The sequence below is a fragment of the uncultured Methylobacterium sp. genome (genome assembly GCF_964242245.1).
Classification (GTDB): Bacteria; Pseudomonadota; Alphaproteobacteria; order Rhizobiales; family Beijerinckiaceae; genus Methylobacterium.
In genome coordinates, this window is record NZ_CAXTBY010000021.1 from 1 (window position 1) to 20,834 (window position 20,834).

Below are 20,834 nucleotides of genomic sequence, written 5' to 3' on the forward strand. Positions count from 1 at the left end.
CGAGGGTCGGGAGAGGGGAGCGACAGTGCCGGATGCGGCGCTCCCCTCTCCCGACTTGGCTCGCGGGCCACCCTCCCCCGCGGAGGGGGGAGGGAAGGGGCGTCCCCTCACAGCACCGCATCGAGCCGCTCCATCAGCGGGGCGTAGGCCTCCGGGCCGGCCTCGACGTCGAGGCGCAGGCCGGCGATGCCGCGGCGGGCGTAGTCGGCCAAGCGCGCGTCGGCGGCAGGCGGCGCGGCCCGCTCCGCACGCCCGGCCTGGACGGTGCCGCGGCGTCCGTCGGGCAGCGCGAACGGGTAGAAGCCCGGCGGCCGCAGTCGCTCGAAGGCGTCGCTCACCAGGATCAGGCGGATCGACAGGCGCTCGGCCAGGAGCGTCAGCAGGCGGTCGAACTCAGGCCCCGGCGCATCGAGCGCGCTGGCGATGACGAGGTGGCCGCCGGACGGCAGCAGGCTGCGGGCCAGCGTCAGCACGGCGTCGAGCGGCGGGTCGTCGGCGACGGGGAGGCCGAGCGCGCGGGCGTGGGCGGTGGCGAGCGCGCCGGTCACGGCGGTCATCGCCCGTTCGCCGCCCGCCGGGCGCAGCGCGGTGGGCTCGCCCGCGCCCGCGACCACGAGGCCGACGCGGCCGCCGTCGCCGACGACGCGCCAGCCGAGCAGCGCCAGCGCCTCGGCCGCCGCCACCGAGCGCAGCGCCCGGCGGGTGCCGAACAGCATCGCGGGGCGGAAGTCGGCGAGCAGCACCACGGCGCGGTCGCGCTCGTCGTGGTGGGTGCGCACGTGCAGCACGCCGGTGCGCGCGGTGCTGTTCCGGTCGATGTGGCGCCGGTCGTCGCCCTCCGACCACAGCCGCACGTCGTCGGGCTCGGAGCCGCGCCCGCGCCGCTTGGTGACGATGCCGCCGGGGAGCCCCGCGAGCGTGCGCGTGGCGGGCGAGACCCCGCGGCGGGCGAGGTGGCGCAAGCCCATCAGCGCCGCGCCGGACAGGTGGAGGCCGGGGTGGTTTTGGACCTCGTCAGGGATGGCGGAAGCAGTCATGCCGACGCCCGCAGGTCGCACCGCACCTCCCTCTCCCCTCTGCGGGAGAGGGTGGCCCTCGCGTCAGCGAGGGTCGGGAGAGGTCGCTCCCCTCTCCCGACCCGCTGCGCGGACCACCCTCCCCCGCACTCAAGTCGGGCTGGCCCGACTTGAGCACACCGAGTGCGCATCTCGGGCAAACCCGAGCTGCGTCGGGGGGAGGGAGAGGTCGCGCGCGTGGGCTCGGGCGCGCGCACCTCAGAGCGCCCGCACCCGCTGCACCAGCCCGGAGACGATGCCGCGGGCGGTGAGCCCCTCGGCGGCGGCCCGCCACGTCAGGCCGATGCGATGGGAGAGCGCGTCGGCGGCCAGTTCCGCCACGTCCTCGGGGATCACGTGGTCGCGCCCGTGCAGGTAGGCCCGCGCCTTGCCCGCCAGCATCAGCGCGAGGGTGCCCCGGGGCGAGGCCGGGTGCTCGATCGCCGCGCGCAGGTCGGGCGCGGCCGCATCCGTGCGCGTCGCGGCGACGAGGCGCACGAGGTAGTCCTTGAGCGCGGGCGAGACGTAGGTCCGGAGCGCGGCCTCCCGCGCGCTGCGGATCTCGTCCACCGTGAGCCGCACCGGCATCGCTTCGGCGTGGTGGTTCAGTTCGCCCTCCACGAGGTCGAGGATGGCGCGCTCGGCGGCCTCGTCCGGCATGCCGACGACGACGTGGAGCAGGAAGCGGTCGAGCTGCGCCTCGGGGAGCGGGAAGGTGCCGGCGTGCTCGATCGGGTTCTGGGTCGCCACCACCATGAACGGGTCGGGCAGCGGATGGGTGTGGCCGGCCACCGTGATCTGCCCCTCCGCCATCGCCTCGAGCAGCGCCGACTGCACCTTGGGCGGCGCGCGGTTGACCTCGTCGACGAGGATCAGCCCGTGGAACAGGGGGCCTGCCAGGAACTCGAAGGTGCCGGCGTCCTGGCGCCAGACGGTGGTGCCGGTGAGGTCGGCCGGCATCAGGTCCGGCGTGCACTGGATGCGGGCGAACGAACCGTCGAGGCCGTCGGCCAGCCGCTTGACCGCGCGGGTCTTGGCCAAGCCCGGCGCGCCCTCGATCAGGAGGTGGCCGCCGGTGAGCAGGCCGATCAGCAGGCGCTCGACGAGGCCGCTCGCCCCGATCAGGCCGTGCTCCAGGCCGGCGCGCAGCGCGTGGATGCGGGCGCGCAGGGGATCGTCGGCCGACGACGCGACGGGGCGCGAGGCCAGGGCTGCGCCGCTCATGCGCGCGGGCACCCGGCCAGGGGCAGGGCGTCGTTCGGGCCGGAGGCCGCCGCGGGAACGGGGTCCTGCATCCTGCACGTCTCCTCGTCTCGGATTCGAAACCTGGATTCTTAAGGGATCCATAGGCCCGCCCGTGTGCCCGCTGCCCGGGGCCCTCGTCAATCCCGCCCGCGGGCCGATCCGGGCTCCGAACCCAGGTTGACGCCGCCCGGGCGGGAAATGCCGGCGGGCGTCACCGATCCGTCATGCCGGCGCGGGTAGGAGGCACGATGCCCGGCCCGTTCCCCACGCCCACGCCCGAATCCCTGAACTCCGCGATCAGCCTCGCCGTCGCCTTCGCGCTCGGCACCTTGATCGGGGCCGAGCGGCAGTACCGGCAGCGCACCGCGGGCCTGCGCACGGCGGTGCTCGTGGCCGTGGGCGCCGCCGCCTTCGTCGACCTCGGCGTGCGGCTCACCGGCAACGAGGGCGGCACCCGCACGGTGGCCTACGTGATCTCCGGCATCGGCTTCCTCGGCGCCGGCGTGATCATGAAGGAGGGCCTGAACGTGCGCGGCCTCAACACGGCCGCGACGCTGTGGTGCTCGGCCGCCGTCGGCGCGTTCAGCGGTGCCGACCTGCCCCTCGAGGCCGGCTTCGTCACCGCGGCGGTGCTCGCCTGCAACACCCTGCTGCGGCCCCTCGTCAACGCCATCGACCGCATCCCGATCGACGCGAGCGCGACGGAGGCGACCTACGCGGTCCAGGTGACGACGGCCCCCGAGGCCGCCGGCCCCGCCCGCGACCTCCTGGTCGAGCGCCTGGAGGCGGCGGGCTACCCGGTCGGCGGGGTCGCGGTCGCGGAGCGCGGCGAGGACCTCATCGAGGTGGTGGCCACGCTGATCGCCACCGCGGTGACCGCGCGGGACCTCGACGCGGTGACGGCGGCGCTGGAGACCCAGCCCGGCATCCGCCACGCGACGTGGTCGGTCCAGAGCGCCGCCTGACGTCCCGGCCGTCGCCGACGGATCGGGGCGTGCGGATGCGGGCAAGCCTGCACACCCTGCGGTGGGGTGTCGGGTTGCGTTTTTGGAGTGGCCGAGCGCCTGCTTCCGACCCGTTGCGGCCGTTCCAACCGTGATCAGCGAATGACCGCTCATCGTGCGACTGCGGTCATCGCGATGCCCTCGGCGGGTGAAAAAGCACGATGTGAGAAATCGGCTGACGGATGCTACGATCGATCATCGTCGAGCAGCCGTCCTCAGCATCCATTCGGCGGAGGGTTGATCGGATCGGTCGATAAGCTGATCAGCCGGCGTCAAACGGCACCGAGGTAGTGGGATGCAAGCCTTCGAGAAAGCCGCGCACCGGGCCGCGACCTTGGTCGAGTTGAACGCGCTGTTCGGGCGCGCGGTGCGCGAATGCGGCTTCACGGCCTACGCCGCCGGTTACCTCCCTCACGGCAACGCGGGTGCAAAGGCGGCGCGCGACCCGTTCGTGCTGATCAACTGGCCGCGGGCCTGGCTTGAACTCTACGCCCGCCAGGGCTTCGCCGGGGAGGATGCCGTCATCGCCGCCGCGCAGCACGCCGCCGAACCATTCACGTGGAAGCAGGTGCAGGCCAGCCAGCCGGGCGCCAGCGCCCGCATCTTCGCAGCGGCGCGCGAGTTCGGATGGAGCGACGGCCTGCTCGTGCCTGTGCGCGATCCGGCGGATGAGGGCCGCGTCGGCGTCGTCAGCCTCGCCACGCCGGGCCTCGACCATCTCGACGCGGCCGGGCTCGATCGGGTCGCGGCTCTCTGCCGGTTTGCCTTCGTCCGGGCGCTGGGCCTGTCGGGCGAGAGCGTGCAACCACCGTCTCTGACGGCCCGTGAGCGCGAGGTGCTCATGCTCGTCGCCCGCGGCTACGACGATGCCGGGATCGGCGCGGCGCTCGGCCTGACGAAGGCGACCGCACACTCGTATGTCGAGCGGGCCAAGCGCCGGCTCGGCGCGGCGACGCGCGCGCAGGCCGTGGCGACGGCCCTGCTGGCGGATCTGATCGATCTACGGGGCGGCGCTTGAAGGCATGCGCCGGCCGTCTTGCGGTTCCGAGATGATCGTTCGACTCTCGCATCGACCGTACTTCCGCGCGGTTCTCGATCGTCGTTCAAAGGAGAATTTATTAACTATTTTTGATTGTGTCTTAATGAGAAATTAAATAATCAATAGATGACTTCAGCAGTGTTTATGACTTGTGTTGTTTAATAATCACACGCGGATTCTGTCAATCGCGTACCTCCGTTTGGAGGTATCCGCTGGCCCATGACATGCGCAATCTTCGCTCACGGCCGCCCGCTCAATACAAGCGATTCAGAGAAGGGTGCGTAGTCCGAGACTGATTTTCGATGGAGCGCAATGTGACGATACGAAGCTTGAGCCTGAGCTTGGCCCTGCTCGGATGTTCGACGGCTCCCGGCCTCGCCCAGGCCGGCAGATCCGAACCGGCGATCCGCGACTGGTCCGGCTTCTATGCCGGGGCGAGCCTCGGCGGGGGCACCGGTACGAACAGCTTGTCTCCGCGCAAATCGCCTGTCCAACAGAGCACGACCACGGTGACCATCCCGGGGGCGTCGTCCTGTAGCCGGCAGCCGAACAACCCCACGATCGTGCTCACGCCGGAACAGGAGGCAGGACTAAGGCAAGGTATTGTTACGCCTTCGCTGTTCACAGCTATCGGTTACATCCCTGCAACGAGCGTAGGAAATCTAACGTCTTATTCGACGTCAAATAATTCTCTCTACAATCTCGTATTTTCGAACGGTACGTGCAGTTCGATATTTGACGTTTCTTCAAATGGCAACGGGCCTGTCCAGTACAACAACTCTGGCGCCCAAGGCACCTATGTCCAGGGTCCGGGGACGACGACGACCATCGTTGCGACCGCGCTGACCGGCCCACTTGCCAATGCGCAGGGGATCGACGCGGCGACGTTGGCGGCGGTCACGGCGCTGCCTGGGCAGAAGCGCGACATCCGCACGAGCGGCATCTTCGGCGGCGGCCAGATCGGCTACAATCATCAGATTGGCAGCATCCTCGTCGGCGTGGAGGCAGACCTTAATGGTTCGGCGATAGCGGGGCGTTACCGCGTTGGAGGCTTTACGGCGCGTTCGGATGTCGATTGGTTCGGCACGGTCCGCGGGCGGGTGGGCTACGCCTGGGACCGCTTCCTCGTCTACGCCACCGGCGGCTTCGCCTACGGCGACGTGAGCCTCGCCTACGCGCTCGGCGGTCTCTCGGTCGGAGAGACGCGTTTGCAGACCGGCTGGACCGCCGGCTCGGGCATCGAGTTCACACTCACCCCGCAGGTCAGCATGAAGGCCGAGTACAAGCACGTCGTCCTCGGCCCGGATACCTTCTTGCGTCGGGCGGGCTACGACGCGCGGCTGCGGGCCGAGATCGATACCGGACTGATCGGTCTCAACTATCGCTGGTAGCGGCCGGGTTCGGGCGCGAATGCACCATCAAGCTCGCATCCGCGCCGGCGATCAGGTGTCTCCGCGTCCGAGATAGGAGCAGATGCGGACGGCCATCACGTCGCCGTTGAACAGCCGGTTTCCACCCCGAGCGGCCAGTCGCTGTTTCTCGTCCGGCCCGAACGCGACCGAACCCTCGTCGGCTGCCTCGACCGACCCGACACGATCGGCGATCGCCCGCAGCCGATCCGCCATGCCCGCCGTCACGGATTTCGACCCGGCCTCGTCCGGCGCGGACGTGCGGTCACGCACCTGCGCGAACGGCCGCAGGCTTTCCCTGCAGCGCCGCGGCACCACCCTGTGCGGGCACGGCGCCGGCCCTCGAACCCGGCCCCGCAGGAGACCGCCCATGGCAACCGCTGCGAAGAACGCGCTGATCGTCGGGGCCTCGCGCGGCCTCGGGCTCGGCCTCGCCGACACCTTCCTGAAGCGCGGCTGGCGCGTCACCGCGACCCAGCGCACCCCCTCGCCCGAACTCGCCGCGCTGGTCTCGGAGGCCCTCACTGTCGAGACGGTCGACATCGACGACGACGCGGCGGTCGCCGCGCTCCACGGCCGGCTGGAATCCCAAACCTACGATCTCGTCTTCGTGGTGGCGGGCGTCGCGACGCGGGCGCACGATCCCCTGCACGCGGTCCCGCGCGCGGTGGCCGCGCAGGTCTACCTCACCAACGCGATCAGCCCGATCCGCTTCGCGGAGGCGTTTCGCGATCGGCTCGCCCCCGGCGGCAGCCTCGCGCTCATGACCTCGATCCTCGGCAGCGTGGCGCTCAACGACGAGGGCGGCTGGGAGAACTACCGGGCGAGCAAGGCGGCGCTGAACACGCTCGCCCGCAGCTTCGAGATCCGCCACCGCGACGCGAACGTCAGCGTCCTGCTGGTGCATCCGGGCTGGGTCCGCACCGAGATGGGCGGCCCCGAGGCCGACCTCGACGTGGCGACCAGCGTCGCCGGCATGGCCGACGTGATCGAGGCCCGGCTGGGTCGGCCGGGCTGCGCCTACGTGGATTACCGGGGCACGACGCTGGACTGGTAGCGGGCGTCAGCGCCGCGGGTCGAGGGGGCGGCCGCGCCGCTCGACGATCACCGGCGGGCGCGTGCGGCGCTCGACGATCACCGTGCGCGGCGCCCGGCTCGGGCCGCCTTGGCTGAAGATCCGCTCCGGCACCCGCTCGGGCTTGGCGCGCACGGCGGCCAGCACGTGCGGGCGGACCTCGGCGGCGGGCAGGCCGATCAGGCCGGCGGCAATCTCGACCTGCTGCTCGAGGTCGTCGGACAGGTCCTGGGCGGCGACCACCGCCTCGATCACCGTTGGCGGCTCGCGGCGCACCCGGATCGGCGGCAGGTCGGCGAAGCTCTTCTTGGTCTTCTTCACGGCACGGCTCGCACTCGTCGGCGTCGGAACGTAGCAGACGCGCGCCGATTGTGCACTGCATCAAGAGGGGTCGCCGCCCTGCGCGGTACACGTCCGGGACGGGGACACCGCCGGCAGCAGGCGCGCCAAAACGCTGGTATGCCAGAGCATTCCCGGCGTGGATGCCCGGCTGCATCCACCAAAACGCGTCGAAATGACGCGGTATGGCGCCGGTCTCGTGGCCTCGGACGGTCATGCCTGCCGCGGATCATCGCCCGGTTGCCCGAGCCCCGCCCCCAGCCTAGACCGCCCGGACCATGCCGCACCCGCTTCGCGATCCGCGCATCACCCCGGCCCGCCCCGACCTCGCCGACCTGCGGCTGCGCGGGATCGTCGAGGCCGCACGCTTCGTCGCAGGCGAGCCGCGGCGCATCGCGGTCCCCGTTGCCCCCTTGCGCCGGACGCCCCACCCCGAGGCCGGCCTGGAGACCGAGGCGGTGATGGGCGACGCGGTCACGCTCTACGAGGCGCGCGACGGCCTCGCCTGGGTCCAGCTCGTCCGCGACGGCACCGTCGGCTACGTGCCGGAGGGCTGCCTCGGCCCCATCGAGCCGGCCCCGACGCACCGGGTGCGGGCGCTGCGCACCTTCCTCTACCCCGCCCCCGACATGAAGCGACCGGCGCTCGGCCATCTCGGCCTCGGCGCGGCCGTCGCCGTTGCGGAGGAGGCGGGCGATTTCCTCCGGCTTCACGACGGCGCTCACGTCTTCGCGGCCCATTGCGCGCCGCTGGACCGACGGCTGCCGGACTACGCCGGCACCGCCGAGCGGCTCGTCGGCACGCCCTACCTCTGGGGCGGGCGCACCAGCCTCGGCCTCGACTGCTCCGGCCTCGTTCAGCTCTGCCTGGAGATGGCCGGCCTCGCCTGCCCGCGCGACGCCGATCAGCAGGCGGGAACCGTGGGCCGCCCCCTGCCCGTGTCGTTCGAGGGCCTGCGCCGCGGCGATTTCATCGACTGGCGCGGCCACACCGGGCTGATGCTCGACGCCGAGCGCCTGATCCACGCCAACGGCCACCACATGGCGGTGGCGGTCGAATCCCTGCGGTTGGCCGCCGCGCGGATCGAGGCCAACAGCTACGGGCCGGTGACGGGGATGCGGCGGCTGTAGGTCCGCCTCGTGCGTGTCCTGGTTTCTTCCCCCTCCGCCGTGATCCCGGGGCTCGCTGAAGGCGAGAGCCCGGACCCGGAGGGTCGCACCGGAGGCGTGCAATACGGTTTTAGGGACTACGGCATTCACACACCGCTCCACGCGATCCAGGAAGAGCGCGGGTCCCCTCTCCCGTTCGGGAGAGGGACGAGAAGTGTCCGGATAAGTCGCATCCCTCCCCCCAACCCTCCCTCCTGGGCTAGCGGCTTCACACGTCTACCCGTCTGGCCTGGAGCCTGGCGCCTCGCTGTCCGGACGTCGGGTTCGCCGAGGCGCGGGGCCTCGATGTCGAAGCCCTTGGTCTTCAGGGTGCCGACCCCCTGCTCGATGCACCGGCGCCGACGCCGGAACGCCACCCGGGCGCGGGCATCGGCCAAGCCCTCGACCGCATGGGGGGTGACGCGCCGCCAAGGGACCCCGCCGGCGGCCGGCGGATCGCCCTCGCGCACGGCGACGGCCTGGACCGTCACGGGGGCAGGCAGGCCTTCGCGCGGTCCGGTTCTTCGGGCGGGCGCACACGAACCCCCCACGAAGTTCGCGACGGGGAAGCAGAGGCCGCGCCAAAGCGCAAACCGAGATGTGGGAATACGGGAGACCCCTGGGAGCCGCCCGGCGCTTCGAACGCCCTATTCGGCGCCGCGGCGCGGCCGGCCCTCAATCCGGCGCTCGCTCAACCGCGATCGCGGTGGCCTCGCCGCCGCCGATGCACAGCGCCGCGATGCCCCGGCGTCCGCCGGTCCGCCTGAGCGCGGCGAGCAGCGTCACCACGATGCGGGCGCCCGAGGCGCCGATCGGGTGGCCGAGCGCGCAGGCGCCGCCGTGGACGTTCACGCGGTCGTGCGGCAGGCCGAGGTCGCGCATCGCCGCCATCGCGACCACGGCGAAGGCCTCGTTGATCTCGTAGAGATCGACCGCGCCCGCGCGCCAGCCGACCTTGTCCAGGAGTTTGCCGATGGCGCCGACCGGCGCGGTGGAGAACCACGCGGGCGCTCCCGCATGGCTCGCGTGCCCGCGGATCACGCCGAGGGGAGCATGGCCCGCCGCCTGCGCGGTCGAGCGCCGCATCAGCACGAGGGCCGCCGCGCCGTCGGAGATGGAGGAGGCGTTGGCCGCCGTCACCGTGCCGTCGGGGCGGAAGGCGGGCTTCAGGGTCGGGATCTTGTCGGGCCGCGCCCGAAGCGGGCCCTCGTCGCGGCGGACGTCCCCCACCGGCACGATCTCGTCGGCGAAGGCGCCGGCCTCCGTCGCGCGCTTGGCGCGGGCCAGCGATTCGAGCGCGTAGGCGTCCTGCGCCTCACGGGTGAACCGGTAGTGCAGTGCGGTATCCTCCGCAAAACTCCCCATCAGGCGCCCGCGCTCGTAGGCGTCCTCCAGCCCGTCGAGGAACAGGTGGTCGAGCAGGCGCCCGTGGCCGAGGCGCTGGCCGGCGCGCGCCTTGTCGAGGAGGTAGGGGGCGTTCGACATCGACTCCATGCCGCCCGACACGACGATGTCGGCCGAGCCCGCAGCGATCATGTCGTGGCCGAGCATGATCGCCTTCATCCCTGAGCCGCAGACCTTGTTCACCGTCGCGCAGGGGGTGGCCTGCGACAGGCCCGCGCCGAGCGCCGCCTGCCGGGCCGGTGCTTGACCGAGGCCCGCCGGCAGCACGCAGCCCATCACCACCTCGGACACCGCGTCGGCCGGGAGCCCGGCGCGTTCGACCGCGGCGCGGATCGCGACGGCGCCGAGTTCGGGGGCGGAGAAGCCCTTCAGTTCGCCCTGGAAACTCCCCATCGGCGTGCGCGCGGCGCCGGCCACGACGATCGGATCGGCCATCGGTTCCTCCCGGGATCAGCGCGTGGGCGCACTCTGGCGGCCATCCGAGCCCGGGGGTGGCCGGATGTCCAGCCCGCCCGGCGCGGGATGGTGTCTCGGTGTGAAGTTTGGCTGAGATGGTCAGCTATGGGTGGATTTTCGCCGGTCCGCTTCCGGTGGCAAAACTTGAATAGCGGACGCTTGCTCCGGGAGCGACGACAGGCAGTTGGGCGCCAGCTTCAGACAATGGCTGACCGGCAGAAAGCCGACCTTCGGTTCAACGCGTCCTGCCAGAGCATTTTCCAGCGAGGTGGATACCGGCTCGCGTGAAGAAAATGCGACCACACAGAGACTTAGAGCATTTTCCGTGATTCAAGAACCATGGAAAATGCTCTAGCTGAACCGCAATTCGCTACTGCCGATGTCACATCGCCCACGCGCTCGCTCGTCACTTCGTGGAAAGCCCTCCGTGGGCTACGAGACAGATGGAGCGTCGCATGAAGATCGTCGTTATCGGCGGAATCGGGCTGATCGGCCCGCAGGTCGTTTCTCGCCTGATGACTGGGTGGAGGGCCGTCGGCGAGCACCGCGCCGTCGGCGAGTAGGATCACGCGGTTGGCGAAGCGCGCCGCGAGCGCCATGTCGTACAGCACCGCGACGGCAATCACGCCGCGCTCGCGCAGGAGATCATGCACCCTTGTCATCACCGGATTGGTCTGGCCGAGGGCGAGCGCGCTGATGGGCCCATCGAGTCGCAGCACGTCCGGTGTCCGCGCGACGGCTTGGGCGACCAAGTTCAATGCCAAATCAGGTCCGTTGCGCTATCCTGCCGCTCACGCACCGGGCGGAACGGCCTGCCTGGCATAAACGGGACGAGCCCACCCATGTTCGACGAATACGGCTTTCCACGCGGCGCTGAGTTGGACGAAGCCGGGCTGCCCGAGCTTTATCATTTCGTCTACTGCAGCCGTGCCGCCGACGGCGTCGACGACGCCGAGGTCGGCCGCATCGTCGAGTCGGCCCAGCGCCACAATCCCGCGCGCGGCATCACCGGGGTGCTGGTTTTCGGCAGCGGCGTCTTCTTCCAGTGGATCGAGGGGCCGACCGCCCAGATACAGAAGCTGATCGCGAGCCTGCATAGCGATACGCGCCATTACGATATCGTCCCGCTGAGCCAGAGCGAGGAAAAGCGAGAGCGTCTCTATCCGAACTGGGACATGGAGAAGGTCGAAGCCGAGGACATCCGCCTGGTATTACAGGACGCGCTCGAAAGCGCCGAAGACAAGAACAACGTCGCGGCACTGACGCGGATTCTCAAGCAGCTCGATTCGGGGCCGCTGAATTCGCTTGGGCGAAGCTGATCGGGCCAGCAACCGGTAGCCTCAAACCGATTCGCCACTGGCGTCGTGGCGAAATGATCTATCCGCATGTAAGTCGCCAGAACGCGTGTGCGCGACGCGCGTTGCGAAAGGCACCGGGTGCGCGGATTGCTGATCGTCGCCGCAGCGGCCGCGAGTGTCTGGATTCGGGATATGGGCGGCTCGTTTCCTCCTTCCTGTCAGGATCATCAATACATGCGAGCGCTTTAGCCGCTATCCGAGTCAACGGCTTTTGGTTGGTTGCTCGCAGGGGCCGTACCAATGGATTGTTGTGATGATCCGCTCCGGAATACGACACTGAAACAGATGCGTCGCCGCCAAAAGCGGACGTGCTGAAGGGCAGCGGAGGGGTATTTTTTGGCGATATTGCACTTGACGTACCCAGCCTTAGCCTTCTCTAGGGGCTCCGAGGTCGGCATGTCCGGATCGGTTTCGGACGCGTTGCCAAGTCTTGTGCGACAAATTAGCTAGAGGTAAGGAGGGCTCAAGACTCAGATCTCTGCGAGCCTCATCGCGCAAGTCGTCCAATGCATTTGTTGCAGCATCAAAGCTGCTGTCAATAAAATCATACCAAACTTGGCTCTCAATTGCCTTATCTAATTTTCTTTCAAGTATAACCAAAAAGTTCTCCGCCTTGTCAGATATAACAAATGAGCCGATTTTTGCAGCCTTTCTAAGGCTTCTGTGGGCCTCCTCCGACTTTTTCTGTAATTCGTCTTTGACGGCCTGCGACGGCTCTCTATCAGTCATATGAGCTTCAAGGCTTTTTTCAAAGAAGAACATAAATTCAAATAAGTTATTTAGAATTGCTTCGTATGCAGATGCCTTTTTATCCCACCACTTTTCTAGCTTATAACGCTTGAATGCCAGCCAAGTAGTAAAATAGGCTGCTGTAGCGCCAAATACTATGCCCACAGCAAAAGAAGAGATTAAATTCGAAGCTACAGTTTCTCCGAACGTCATTGACGTGCATCCGTTTTCAATTTCTGCTTCGGCGGGACGATCTTCCCGAACACGCGATCAAGCGTCTCGCCGTTGTCCGTCCCTAGCTCGCGGGACAGTTCCTCAAAGCGACGGCGCTGCTCGGCCGGGGATAGCGCCTCGGCTTTTTTGCCTGGCGGCTTGGGCTTGGAGGGGGTGTCTGTCGGCATCGGCTTGGCCCTCGTCGTCGGCGGCAACTGTAGGCTCGCGGCGGGCGGACAGCAAAAGGCCGCCGGAGCGCGCCCCGACGGCCAGAGTCTACCTAAAGACCGATTGCGTCACCCGCCGACCGCATCGCGCTCGCCCTTGGGCAACTCGCGCTGCGGCTTTACGCCGGCAAGCTGCGGAAGTGGCCGCAGACGAATTCGAGAGACCCGAACCGCCGGCGGACGTAGGCATTCACCCACACCACGGCCATAACCCTTTCTGCTGAAAAGGCTTGCGAGGTGGGCGGCCGTCATGCGACTCTAGGCTTGCGAGTGCACTAGAGGCTGGGCCGACCGCCCAGTTGCTGGTCCCCTCAGAGAGCCGGCCCCGCCACAGGGCCGGCTTTCGTCGTTTTAGCCCCATCGCGCCGGGGACCAAGGCGCTAGGGGCAAGTCGGGTGTGGCCATAACTGCCTCCCTGCCGCTTACCGGCCGGCTTAAACTATCGGCGTTAGCGACGTTTGCAAGCCTTAAATTCGCTGGATCAAGATAAAAATTGATTTATTCGAGGCGCTGCGTTATCGGTGGGTCTCTCTCTAGGAGACCCTGCTATGGCCCGAGTCCGCAGCCCTAACTACCCGGCGATAAGTTTACCGTCCGCTGTCGAGCGCATTAAGACGCTGCACAAGGCGGAAGGCAAAAATGCAATGGCTCGCGAAGCCTTGGTTCAGCACCTCGGATTCAGCGGCATAAACGGCGCTTCGGCCACCTTGGTATCGGCGTTATCGAAATATGGGCTGATTGAGTCCGTTGGTACTGGCGAAGCCCGCATCTCTGATCTCGGAATGCGTCTCATATACCCGCATGACGCTACCGAGCGGCAAGCGGCGGTAGAGGATGCCGCTTTCCGACCAGCCCTGTTCCTTGAAATTAAGGAGAAATGGCCAGATCGCCCCCCGTCGGATGAAAGCCTGCGACCGTATCTCGTCCGCAAGGGATTTTCTGAAGGGGCGCTGGATCAGGTTATCCGCTTTTATCGCGATACAATAGACATGGTGCAGGCTGGCGCTCAGGTGCAGGCTCCATCTTCGGATGGACGTGCCAAGGAGGCTCCTATGCAGAGTGGTTCACCAGCAGCGCCCTCGCCAGTGGCCGCCCCAGCTATTAGTGGGGCACCATTAAACGGCAAGGCGTTTAGTATCGCCTTTGACGGTGCGGTCCTAACGGGCGCGCTAGCCCTCAAATCGGTGCGTGATATTGATCGGCTTATGAAAGTGCTTCGGGCTCAGAAAGCCGCCTTCGAAGCCATGGAGGATGACGAAGACGACGTAACGCCGGTGGAGTCGGAAGATAGCGAGTCGGAGTGAAGTTTGTCTTCATAGACCCGCTACGGGCTTACCGTCGCCGTACCAACTATTCGATACGTAAGGCGCTTGCCGGTAATACCAATGAGCGCCTTTTCCGTGCGCTCCACGTCGTTCACGCCCAGCTTCACCCGGTTGTTGTACCGGAAATCGAACTCGGCGAGGTAGCGGTGCAGGTGCTGCTTGCCGCAGTGCTGGTAGAGGCCCTTCATGCCGCGCTTGAACACGGAGAAGTAGCCCTCAACGGTGTTCGTGTGAACGATGCCGCGGACGTATTCCTTGGCCGAATGGGTCGTCATCTGGTGGTCGGCGAAGGTGGTGCCGACCTTCGTGTAGATGCTGGACTCGTCGGTGAAGAGGCTGGCTTCCTTGAGGATGTTTTCTTCGATGATCGGGCGAAGGGTCTCAGGCTTGATGTCGTCCACCACGACAGAGCGAACCTTGCCGGCATCGCGGTCGAGAAGGGACAGCACCTTCATCTTGTGGTGATAGGCACGGGCCTTCGGCACGCCGGGCTCGCGACCGATGAAGGTCTCGTCGGCCTCCACGATGCCGCCAGCGCCGGGCATGCCGTCGATGCCTCCCATGGGGGCGAGAGCGCCGTCGCGCATGGCCTCGCGAATGCGGTGGGACATGAACCACGCGGTCTTGAGCGTCACGCCGAGCGTGCGGTGAAGCTGGTTGAACGACACGCCCTTCTTGGACGAGCACACGAAGTGCATCGCCTGGAGCCACAGGTGCATCGGGACGTGAGAGTCCTCAAAGACCGTGCCGACCTTCACGGTGAAGGGCTTGCGGCACTCGTAGCACTTGTACGTGCCGATCCGGGTGGACTTGCCACCGAGCTTACCGATGCGCTCGAAGGTGCCGCACTTCGGGCAGGTCGGACCCTGCGGCCAGACACGAGCCTCGACATAGGCGTAGGCGGCCGCCTCGTCGTGGAAGTGCTTCGCGCTCAGAACGGCCTTGGACATCGGTAAACCCTTATGCGGATTACCATACCTCAGTCGTTGGGTACGTCAAGTGCAATATCGCCTATTTTTTACCGTCACTCAGAACCCAGGTCTATGTCCGCTCTCAGGCAGCTCTTGCAGCAACTTGTACGACCAGCTTGGGTCGGAAACAATCGGCCGAACGGGGTCGAATTTCGAACCGAGACACGACCCGGCGCGGGCCGGATCACAGCCGCCGCAGCCAGCGCGGCCAGTCGGGATGGTGGAACAGGGTGCGGGCGCGCCGGTGCTTCCAGGTGCCGTACTTGTAGAAGTCGAAGTCGAGGGTCGAGACCGCCTCCTGGATCATCGCCCAGGTCGCCCACTTGAGGTCGGCCAGCGCCTTCAGCACGCGGATGCGGGCGTCGATGGCCGCGTCCCAGCGGCCGAAATAGGCCTCGATCATCGCGCGCTCGGCGTCTTCCGAGAACGCCATCTCGTCGAACCACAGGGCGAGTTCGTAGGCGCGCTCGTTGTTCGAGGCGTACTCGAAGTCGACGAGCATCACCCGGTCGTCGGCATCGATCAGGAAGTTGCCGGCCAGCGTGTCGTTCATGCACGGCACGAGGTCGAGGCCGGATGCCGTCAGCGCCGCCTTCGCCTCGCCGTAGCGGCGCATCATCGCGGCAAAGTCCGCCGGCACGCGGCCCCCGACGGCCGCGACCTGGGCGACGTGCTCCTCGATCATGTCGAACACGGTCTTGGTGAGCGTCAGCGGGCCGGAATCGTTGAAGGCGCGCAGGGCCGCCACCGCGTTCCCGCGCACCGCGGGGCGCAGGAAGTCGAGGTTCGAGGTGGCGCGGAAGCCCTCGACGAAGGCGAAGATCTCGACGCCGTCGCCGGGCAGGAAGTCGATCACCGCGGCGCCGAAGCCGCAGGCGTGGGCCTTCCGGCTCGCCTCGTTGGCGGCGCCGCGCTCGATGAACATCTCGGTGCCGCGCCCCGGCACCTTGACGAAGCAGTCGGGCCCCGCGCCCGTCGACACGCGCCAGTTGGCGTTGCTGATCCCGCCCGAGACCGGCAGGTAGCGCAGGCGCGTCCCGGCCCAGCGCGGCACCCGGGCGAGGATCGCCTCGAGGTCGCGCTCGCCCGCCGTCGCGGCCTCGCCCAGGCTCTTCCAGATCATCCGCCCTCCCAAGGCTCTAAAGGCGGCGCAGCCACGCCTCGAAGTCCCAGGCGCCGACCGTCGTGCCGGCGTGCAGGAGGCGCCACTGGCCGTACTTGAAGAACTCGATGCCGTCGCGCGGCGCGGTGATCGCCCGGACGATCCCCCACAGGCCCCACATCACGTCGTCGACCGCGCCGTAGAGCCGGCAGCGGGCGTAGAGGCGGGCAGTGCCCGCCCCGGCATAGGCCTCGATCGCAGCGTTGCGTTCCTCGTCGAAGCCACAGGCCTCGTTGATCAGGGCGCCGACCTCGAACCACGGGTCGGCATCGCCCGCGAGGTCGAAGTCGACCAGCCGGATCGCGGCCCCGTCGTGCATGACGTTCGAGGCGATGCCGTCGTTGCGGCAGGGCCGCAGGTCGTGGCCCGCCGCTGCCATCGCCGCGCCGATCAGGGCGGCGGCCGCGATCAGGTCCCCGGTGCCGTCCGGCAGCGGCGCGGCGACGGCCCGCGCCTCCTGGGCCAGCGCCGCGATCCGCGCGAAGGGATCGAAGCGGTGCCCGAGCGGCGGCTCGCTCTGCAACCGCTTCTGCGCCGTCAGCACCGCGGCGAGGCGGTCGCGGTCCTGGAGGTCGCCGACGCGGGCGTAGGTCCACGGGGCGGGGAGGTGATCGAAGGCGAGGAGGTCGCCCTCCGCGAGGCGCAAGGCGGGTCCGAGATCGAGGCGCCCGGCGCGCTCGGCGGCTCCCGCCGCGACCGGGGTGAGGTCGGCCGCCATGTCGGGGTGGCGGATCTTCACGAACAGGTCGGGCTCACTGTGGCGGGCGAGGCGGATGCAATCGGAGGCGACGGCGCGGTGGGTCGGCGAGGCGACCGGGGCGGCGGCGCGCTCGTAGCGCAGGGCCTGGCCCCGCCACGCGGGCACGCGGGCGAGCGCCGCCTCGATCCGGTGCTCGAAGGGCGTCTCGGGCGAGCCGACGGGCTTCATCGCGCGTCTCCCCGCATCGCGGCCTTCGGGACGCCGCCGGCGCGGCACAGGCGCCGGGCCGCGCCGAGCATCACGGCAAAGCCCGCCTGCACGTCGTGGTCGGTGGTCGCCTCGGCCTCGTTGTGGGCGATGCCGCCGACGCTCGGCACGAAGACGAGGCCGGTCGGGCAGCGGCCGAGCAGGCTCAGGGCGTCGTGCCCGGCCACCGTGTCCAGGGACAGCGCCGGGTAGCCGGCCTCCTCGGCGACGAGCGCGACGAGGTCGCGGACGGACTCGGTGAGGTGCCGGATCGGGCGCTCGGTCCGCGCGATCACGGCGAGATCCACCCGAGCGCGCGCGGCCGCATCCCGCAGGGCCGCGTCGGCGCGGGCGCCGGCTGCCCCGAGGATCGCGTCGTCGGCCGAGCGGATCTCGACGGAGAGCTCGACCCGGGCCGGGACCACGTTGGCGGAGTTCGGCGCGACGAGGATGCGGCCGACCGAGGTGTGGACGCGGCCCGGCCAGCCCTCGGCGATCGTCCGCACGTCGGCGATGGCGTAGGCCGCAGCCAGCAGGGCGTCGCGGCGCAGGTCCATCGGGCACGGGCCGGTGTGGGCCTGTTCGCCGCAAAACGCCGCGTCGATCTTGATCGCCCCCCAGTTGCGCGCGACGAGGCCGATGACGGCGCCCGCCGCCTCCAGCACGGTGCCCTGCTCGACGTGGAGTTCGAGGTAGCAGGCCGGCAGCGGCGGGGCCGGGTCGCCGCCGCGATGTCCGATCCCGGCGAGCGCGTCGCCCAGGGAAATCCCGTCGTCGTCGCGGATGTCGAGGGCGTCCGCTGCCGCGTGACGGCCGGCGTAGGCGCCGCTGCCGATCAGGCTCGGCCGGAAGCGGGCGCCCTCCTCGTTGGTCCAGTTCACGGCGCAGAAATCGGCCGCGAAGGCGGCGCCGGCGCGGGCCTCGGCGCGCAGCGCCGCGCCGACGCGGAGGGCTGCGGCGACGCCGAGCGTCCCGTCGAAGCGCCCGGCCCGGACCTGGCTGTCGAGGTGGGAGCCCATCATCACCAGGGGCGCGCCCGGCGTCCCCGTCAGGCGGAAGATCCCGAACTGGTTGCCGACCGCGTCGGTGCGCAGCTCCGCGCCGGCCTCCCGCACGGACCGCGCGAACAGGTCGCGGGCCCGCCCGTCGGCCGGGCTGCCGCAGAGCCGGGTGACGCCGCCGCCGGGCGTGGCGCCGCACTCCGAAAAGCCGTCGAGGAGCGCGCGCAGGCCGTCGTCGCGGGCCCCGCCTCCGTCAGGCGCTGATGAGGTCGATGTCATGCCGGGCGAAGCGCTCCGCGAAGGGCGGCGGCGGGGGCCGGTCGGTGACGACCGTGAGCGGGGCGGCGAGGTCGAAGGTGCAGAGGTTGGCCTGGAGGCCGAACTTGCGGGAATCGGCCAGGATCACGGCCCGGCGCGCCTGCCCCTTGAGGGCGCGCCGCAGCACCGATTCGTGCTCCTCGTAATCCATCCAGCCGTGGTGGAGGTCGCAGGCCGAGATGCCCATGAAGGCGATGTCGAAGAAGTAGCGCCGGGCGTAGGCCACGGTCTCGTAGCCGACGAGCGCGTTGTCCTTGGCCCGCAGGGTGCCCGGCGTCAGGTTGACCCGCGACGGGCCGGCGCCGATGAGCTGCGCCACGTCGATCGAGTTCGTGGTGAGCGTGAGGTTGCGTTGCGTCAGCCGCCGCGCCAGCGCCAGGGTGGTGGTGCCGGTGTCGATGAAGATCGACATGCCGTCGCGCACCAGCCCCTCGGCGATCGCGGCGACGCGGGCCTTCTCGCGCGGGTTGGTCTTGCCGCGCTCGACCAGCGGCCGGTCCTGGTCGAGGCGAGGCGGCACCGCGCCACCGTGGATGCGCCGCAGGAGGCCGCGGACCTCCATCAGCTTGAGGTCGCGCCGGATCGTCTCCTCGGAGACCTTGAGGAAGGCCGCCGCATCCGAGACCCCGACGCGGCCGGCGCCGTGCAGGCGGGCGAGGATCTCCTGATGGCGGTGGTCCGTCAGCATCGGCCCGCATCGTGCTCCGATCCGCGTCCACGTTCAGCCGGCCAAGGTGGGAGCGCGGCGGTGGTGGGTCGCGGATTCGTAGGCGTAGGCGAAGCCGAGAAGGTCCGCCTCGCTCCACATCGGCCCGACGAAGATCAGGTTGAACGGCGCCCCCGACGCGTAGAAGCCCGCCGGCACCGTGACGCCGGGAAGCCCCGCGATGTTGATCTCGCACACGGTAGTCTCGTTGATCGCGCGGCCCCCGTGCAGCGGCGGGAGCTCGTCGCGCATCTGCGGGAAGACGAGGCCGTCGAGGCCGTGCGCGGCCGTCACGCGGTCGAAGACGTCGAGGTAGGCCTCGCGCAGCGCCAGGAACCCGGACAGGTCCGGCGGGCTCTCCGGGTCGGCGAGGATCGGGCCGAAGGCGGGGAGCTGGTGCAGGTAGTGCAGCACGCCGCCGGGCGCGAAGGCGTCCTCGGCCTTCGTCGCCGCGGCGAAGGCCTCGACCGTGCGCAAAGCGGCGCTGGGTCCGAGCCGCCGGAGGTAGAGCTGCAGGTCGTGGGCGACCGACTCCATGCCGCGGGCGTCGAAGTGGTTCAGCCCCGGCGTCGGCTCGCCGAGGTCGGCGAAGCCCGAGCCGGCGAAGGGGTCGGCGACCAGCGTCGCCCCGCAGGCGGTGATCTCGCCCTGGGCCCGTGCGTAGAGCGCGGTCGCCTCGGCCGAGAGCGGCAGGTCGCGCCAGCCCGGCCCGAACAGGCCGAGGCGCTTGCCCTTGAGGTAGTCGGGCGCGAGCTTGGCCGCGTAGCCGCCCTTCGGCCGGCGGCCGATGCCGGCCACCGTCTTCGGGTCGGCCGCGGTGTAGCCGGCGAGCACGTCGAGCGTCAGCGCCGCGTCGCGGACGCACCGGGCGATCGGGCCGACGACGTCGCGGGTGGAGCCGGCGAGCGGCACGACGCCGGCGTTCGGCACCAGCGCGAAGGTCGGCTTGATGCCGACCAGCCCCTGCGCCGAGGCCGGGTTCTGGATCGAGCCGCCGGTCTCCTCGGCGAGCCCCAGCACTGCGAGGCTCAGGCCGACGGCGGTGGCCGTGCCGGCGCTGCTGCCGCCGGGCAGGCTCTCGGGGGCGGCCGAGTTCAGGGTCGGGCCGGCCCAACTGTCGTTGGCGTGGCTGCCGGTGGCGCTGAGCACCGGCACGTTGGTCTTGCCGAGCATGACGCAGCCGGCCGCCCGCATCCGCGCGACGACGGGCGAGTCGGTCTCCGGGATCAGGTCGACCCCGCCGGCCTTGGCGCTGAGGAAGCGCCACCCGGCGGTGGTCGGCAGGCCTGCCATGTCCATCGGGTCCTTGATCACCACCGGCACGCCGTCGAGGGGTCCGAGGCTCGCGCCGGCCGCACGTCGCGCGTCGCTGGCCCGCGCGTCGGCCAGCGCCTCCGGGTTCATGATGATGAGTGCGTTGTAGCGCGGGTTGTAGGCCTCGACCCGAGCGAGGAAGGCCCGCGTCAGGGCCTCCGCGGTCACGCCGCTGGCGAACGCGTCGGCGGCGTCGGCCAGTGTCATCTCGACGATCTCGATCTCCGGAATCATCTGCGCTGCATCCATCGCTCGTGTCCCTTCCGCCGGATTCGGACGGTCTTCAGATCAGCTCATGCCGACGAATTCGTCGATCATCGTGCGGTCGCGGGCGACCTCGGGCGGGACCTCGCGGGTGATCATCCCCTTCTGGAGGATCAGCACCCGGTC

21 protein-coding genes are annotated in these 20,834 nt (G+C 69.4%); 7 read left to right on the forward strand and 14 right to left on the reverse strand.

The genetic code is table 11. From position 1 onward, the window contains the following. Positions 1 to 107 precede the first annotated feature (107 nt). Positions 108 to 1,037 (reverse strand): DUF58 domain-containing protein, encoded by a 930-nt coding sequence (locus ACFE8Y_RS07250; RefSeq protein WP_375463722.1) that lies wholly within the window; start codon positions 1,035 to 1,037, stop codon positions 108 to 110. Between the two features lie 237 nt (positions 1,038 to 1,274). Then, the gene (locus tag ACFE8Y_RS07255) at positions 1,275 to 2,279 is read right to left on the reverse strand and encodes an AAA family ATPase (RefSeq protein ID WP_375463723.1); all 1,005 of its coding nucleotides are present in this window, start codon (positions 2,277 to 2,279) and stop codon (positions 1,275 to 1,277) included. 269 nt (positions 2,280 to 2,548) lie between these two features. On the opposite strand from ACFE8Y_RS07255, the gene ACFE8Y_RS07260 reads away from it, so the two are divergent. The 3 genes from ACFE8Y_RS07260 (at position 2,549) to ACFE8Y_RS07270 (ending at position 5,734) form a co-directional block, all read left to right on the forward strand. Continuing rightward, entirely contained in the window at positions 2,549 to 3,265 is a 717-nt protein-coding gene (locus ACFE8Y_RS07260) for an MgtC/SapB family protein (RefSeq protein ID WP_375463724.1), read from the forward strand. A 334-nt stretch (positions 3,266 to 3,599) separates the two neighbouring features. Continuing rightward, on the forward strand, positions 3,600 to 4,322 hold the full coding sequence (locus ACFE8Y_RS07265; protein ID WP_375463725.1) for an autoinducer binding domain-containing protein: 723 nt from the start codon (positions 3,600 to 3,602) through the stop codon (positions 4,320 to 4,322). 350 nt (positions 4,323 to 4,672) lie between these two features. Then, positions 4,673 to 5,734 (forward strand): outer membrane protein, encoded by a 1,062-nt coding sequence (locus tag ACFE8Y_RS07270; RefSeq protein WP_375463726.1) that lies wholly within the window; start codon positions 4,673 to 4,675, stop codon positions 5,732 to 5,734. Positions 5,735 to 5,785: 51 nt separating this feature from the next. Here the strand turns inward: ACFE8Y_RS07270 and ACFE8Y_RS07275 are convergent, their stop codons facing one another. Next, positions 5,786 to 6,070, reverse strand: coding sequence for a hypothetical protein (locus ACFE8Y_RS07275; RefSeq protein ID WP_375463727.1), 285 nt, complete (start codon positions 6,068 to 6,070; stop codon positions 5,786 to 5,788). Between the two features lie 52 nt (positions 6,071 to 6,122). On the opposite strand from ACFE8Y_RS07275, the gene ACFE8Y_RS07280 reads away from it, so the two are divergent. Then, complete coding sequence (locus tag ACFE8Y_RS07280) at positions 6,123 to 6,809, forward strand: SDR family oxidoreductase (protein ID WP_375463728.1); 687 nt, start codon at positions 6,123 to 6,125, stop codon at positions 6,807 to 6,809. A gap of 6 nt (positions 6,810 to 6,815) precedes the next feature. Here the strand turns inward: ACFE8Y_RS07280 and ACFE8Y_RS07285 are convergent, their stop codons facing one another. Then, entirely contained in the window at positions 6,816 to 7,148 is a 333-nt protein-coding gene (locus ACFE8Y_RS07285; RefSeq protein WP_375463729.1) for a hypothetical protein, read from the reverse strand. Positions 7,149 to 7,444: 296 nt separating this feature from the next. On the opposite strand from ACFE8Y_RS07285, the gene ACFE8Y_RS07290 reads away from it, so the two are divergent. Then, positions 7,445 to 8,296, forward strand: a complete 852-nt coding sequence (locus ACFE8Y_RS07290; RefSeq protein WP_375463730.1) for an NlpC/P60 family protein — start codon at positions 7,445 to 7,447, stop codon at positions 8,294 to 8,296. 693 nt (positions 8,297 to 8,989) lie between these two features. Here ACFE8Y_RS07290 and ACFE8Y_RS07295 read toward each other — a convergent pair. Together ACFE8Y_RS07295 and ACFE8Y_RS07300 are read right to left on the reverse strand one after the other, a co-directional pair. Further along, on the reverse strand, positions 8,990 to 10,153 hold the full coding sequence (locus ACFE8Y_RS07295) for an acetyl-CoA C-acyltransferase (protein ID WP_375463731.1): 1,164 nt from the start codon (positions 10,151 to 10,153) through the stop codon (positions 8,990 to 8,992). A gap of 332 nt (positions 10,154 to 10,485) precedes the next feature. Beyond that, complete coding sequence (locus ACFE8Y_RS07300; RefSeq protein ID WP_375463732.1) at positions 10,486 to 10,893, reverse strand: hypothetical protein; 408 nt, start codon at positions 10,891 to 10,893, stop codon at positions 10,486 to 10,488. A 123-nt stretch (positions 10,894 to 11,016) separates the two neighbouring features. On the opposite strand from ACFE8Y_RS07300, the gene ACFE8Y_RS07305 reads away from it, so the two are divergent. Then, on the forward strand, positions 11,017 to 11,493 hold the full coding sequence (locus ACFE8Y_RS07305) for a BLUF domain-containing protein (protein WP_375463733.1): 477 nt from the start codon (positions 11,017 to 11,019) through the stop codon (positions 11,491 to 11,493). 405 nt (positions 11,494 to 11,898) lie between these two features. Here ACFE8Y_RS07305 and ACFE8Y_RS07310 read toward each other — a convergent pair whose 3' ends face one another. Next, entirely contained in the window at positions 11,899 to 12,474 is a 576-nt protein-coding gene (locus tag ACFE8Y_RS07310) for a hypothetical protein (protein WP_375463734.1), read from the reverse strand. After that, a complete protein-coding gene (locus ACFE8Y_RS07315; RefSeq protein ID WP_375463735.1) occupies positions 12,471 to 12,662 on the reverse strand; it encodes a hypothetical protein in 192 nt (63 codons plus the stop codon). Before ACFE8Y_RS07315 ends, ACFE8Y_RS07310 begins: the two co-directional genes overlap by 4 nt. Positions 12,663 to 13,249: 587 nt before the next feature. Here ACFE8Y_RS07315 and ACFE8Y_RS07320 point away from each other — a divergent pair. Next, a complete protein-coding gene (locus ACFE8Y_RS07320) occupies positions 13,250 to 14,005 on the forward strand; it encodes a hypothetical protein (protein WP_375463736.1) in 756 nt (251 codons plus the stop codon). Between the two features lie 20 nt (positions 14,006 to 14,025). On the opposite strand, the gene ACFE8Y_RS07325 is transcribed toward ACFE8Y_RS07320, so the two are convergent. The 6 genes from ACFE8Y_RS07325 to ACFE8Y_RS07350 form a co-directional block, all read right to left on the reverse strand. After that, positions 14,026 to 14,976 carry an IS1595 family transposase gene (locus tag ACFE8Y_RS07325; RefSeq protein ID WP_375463737.1) on the reverse strand — a complete coding sequence of 317 codons (951 nt, stop codon included), beginning with the start codon at positions 14,974 to 14,976 and terminating at the stop codon, positions 14,026 to 14,028. Between the two features lie 205 nt (positions 14,977 to 15,181). Then, on the reverse strand, positions 15,182 to 16,120 hold the full coding sequence (locus tag ACFE8Y_RS07330; RefSeq protein WP_375463738.1) for a phosphotransferase: 939 nt from the start codon (positions 16,118 to 16,120) through the stop codon (positions 15,182 to 15,184). Between the two features lie 16 nt (positions 16,121 to 16,136). Next, a complete protein-coding gene (locus tag ACFE8Y_RS07335) occupies positions 16,137 to 17,087 on the reverse strand; it encodes a phosphotransferase family protein (protein WP_375463739.1) in 951 nt (316 codons plus the stop codon). After that, on the reverse strand, positions 17,084 to 18,385 hold the full coding sequence (locus ACFE8Y_RS07340; protein ID WP_375463740.1) for a Zn-dependent hydrolase: 1,302 nt from the start codon (positions 18,383 to 18,385) through the stop codon (positions 17,084 to 17,086). The genes ACFE8Y_RS07335 and ACFE8Y_RS07340 overlap by 4 nt, the downstream gene beginning before the upstream one ends. Continuing rightward, complete coding sequence (locus tag ACFE8Y_RS07345) at positions 18,360 to 19,112, reverse strand: DeoR/GlpR family DNA-binding transcription regulator (protein ID WP_375463741.1); 753 nt, start codon at positions 19,110 to 19,112, stop codon at positions 18,360 to 18,362. Before ACFE8Y_RS07345 ends, ACFE8Y_RS07340 begins: the two co-directional genes overlap by 26 nt. 33 nt (positions 19,113 to 19,145) lie before the next feature. Further along, on the reverse strand, positions 19,146 to 20,693 hold the full coding sequence (locus tag ACFE8Y_RS07350) for an amidase (RefSeq protein WP_375463742.1): 1,548 nt from the start codon (positions 20,691 to 20,693) through the stop codon (positions 19,146 to 19,148). Positions 20,694 to 20,834: the final 141 nt, after the last annotated feature.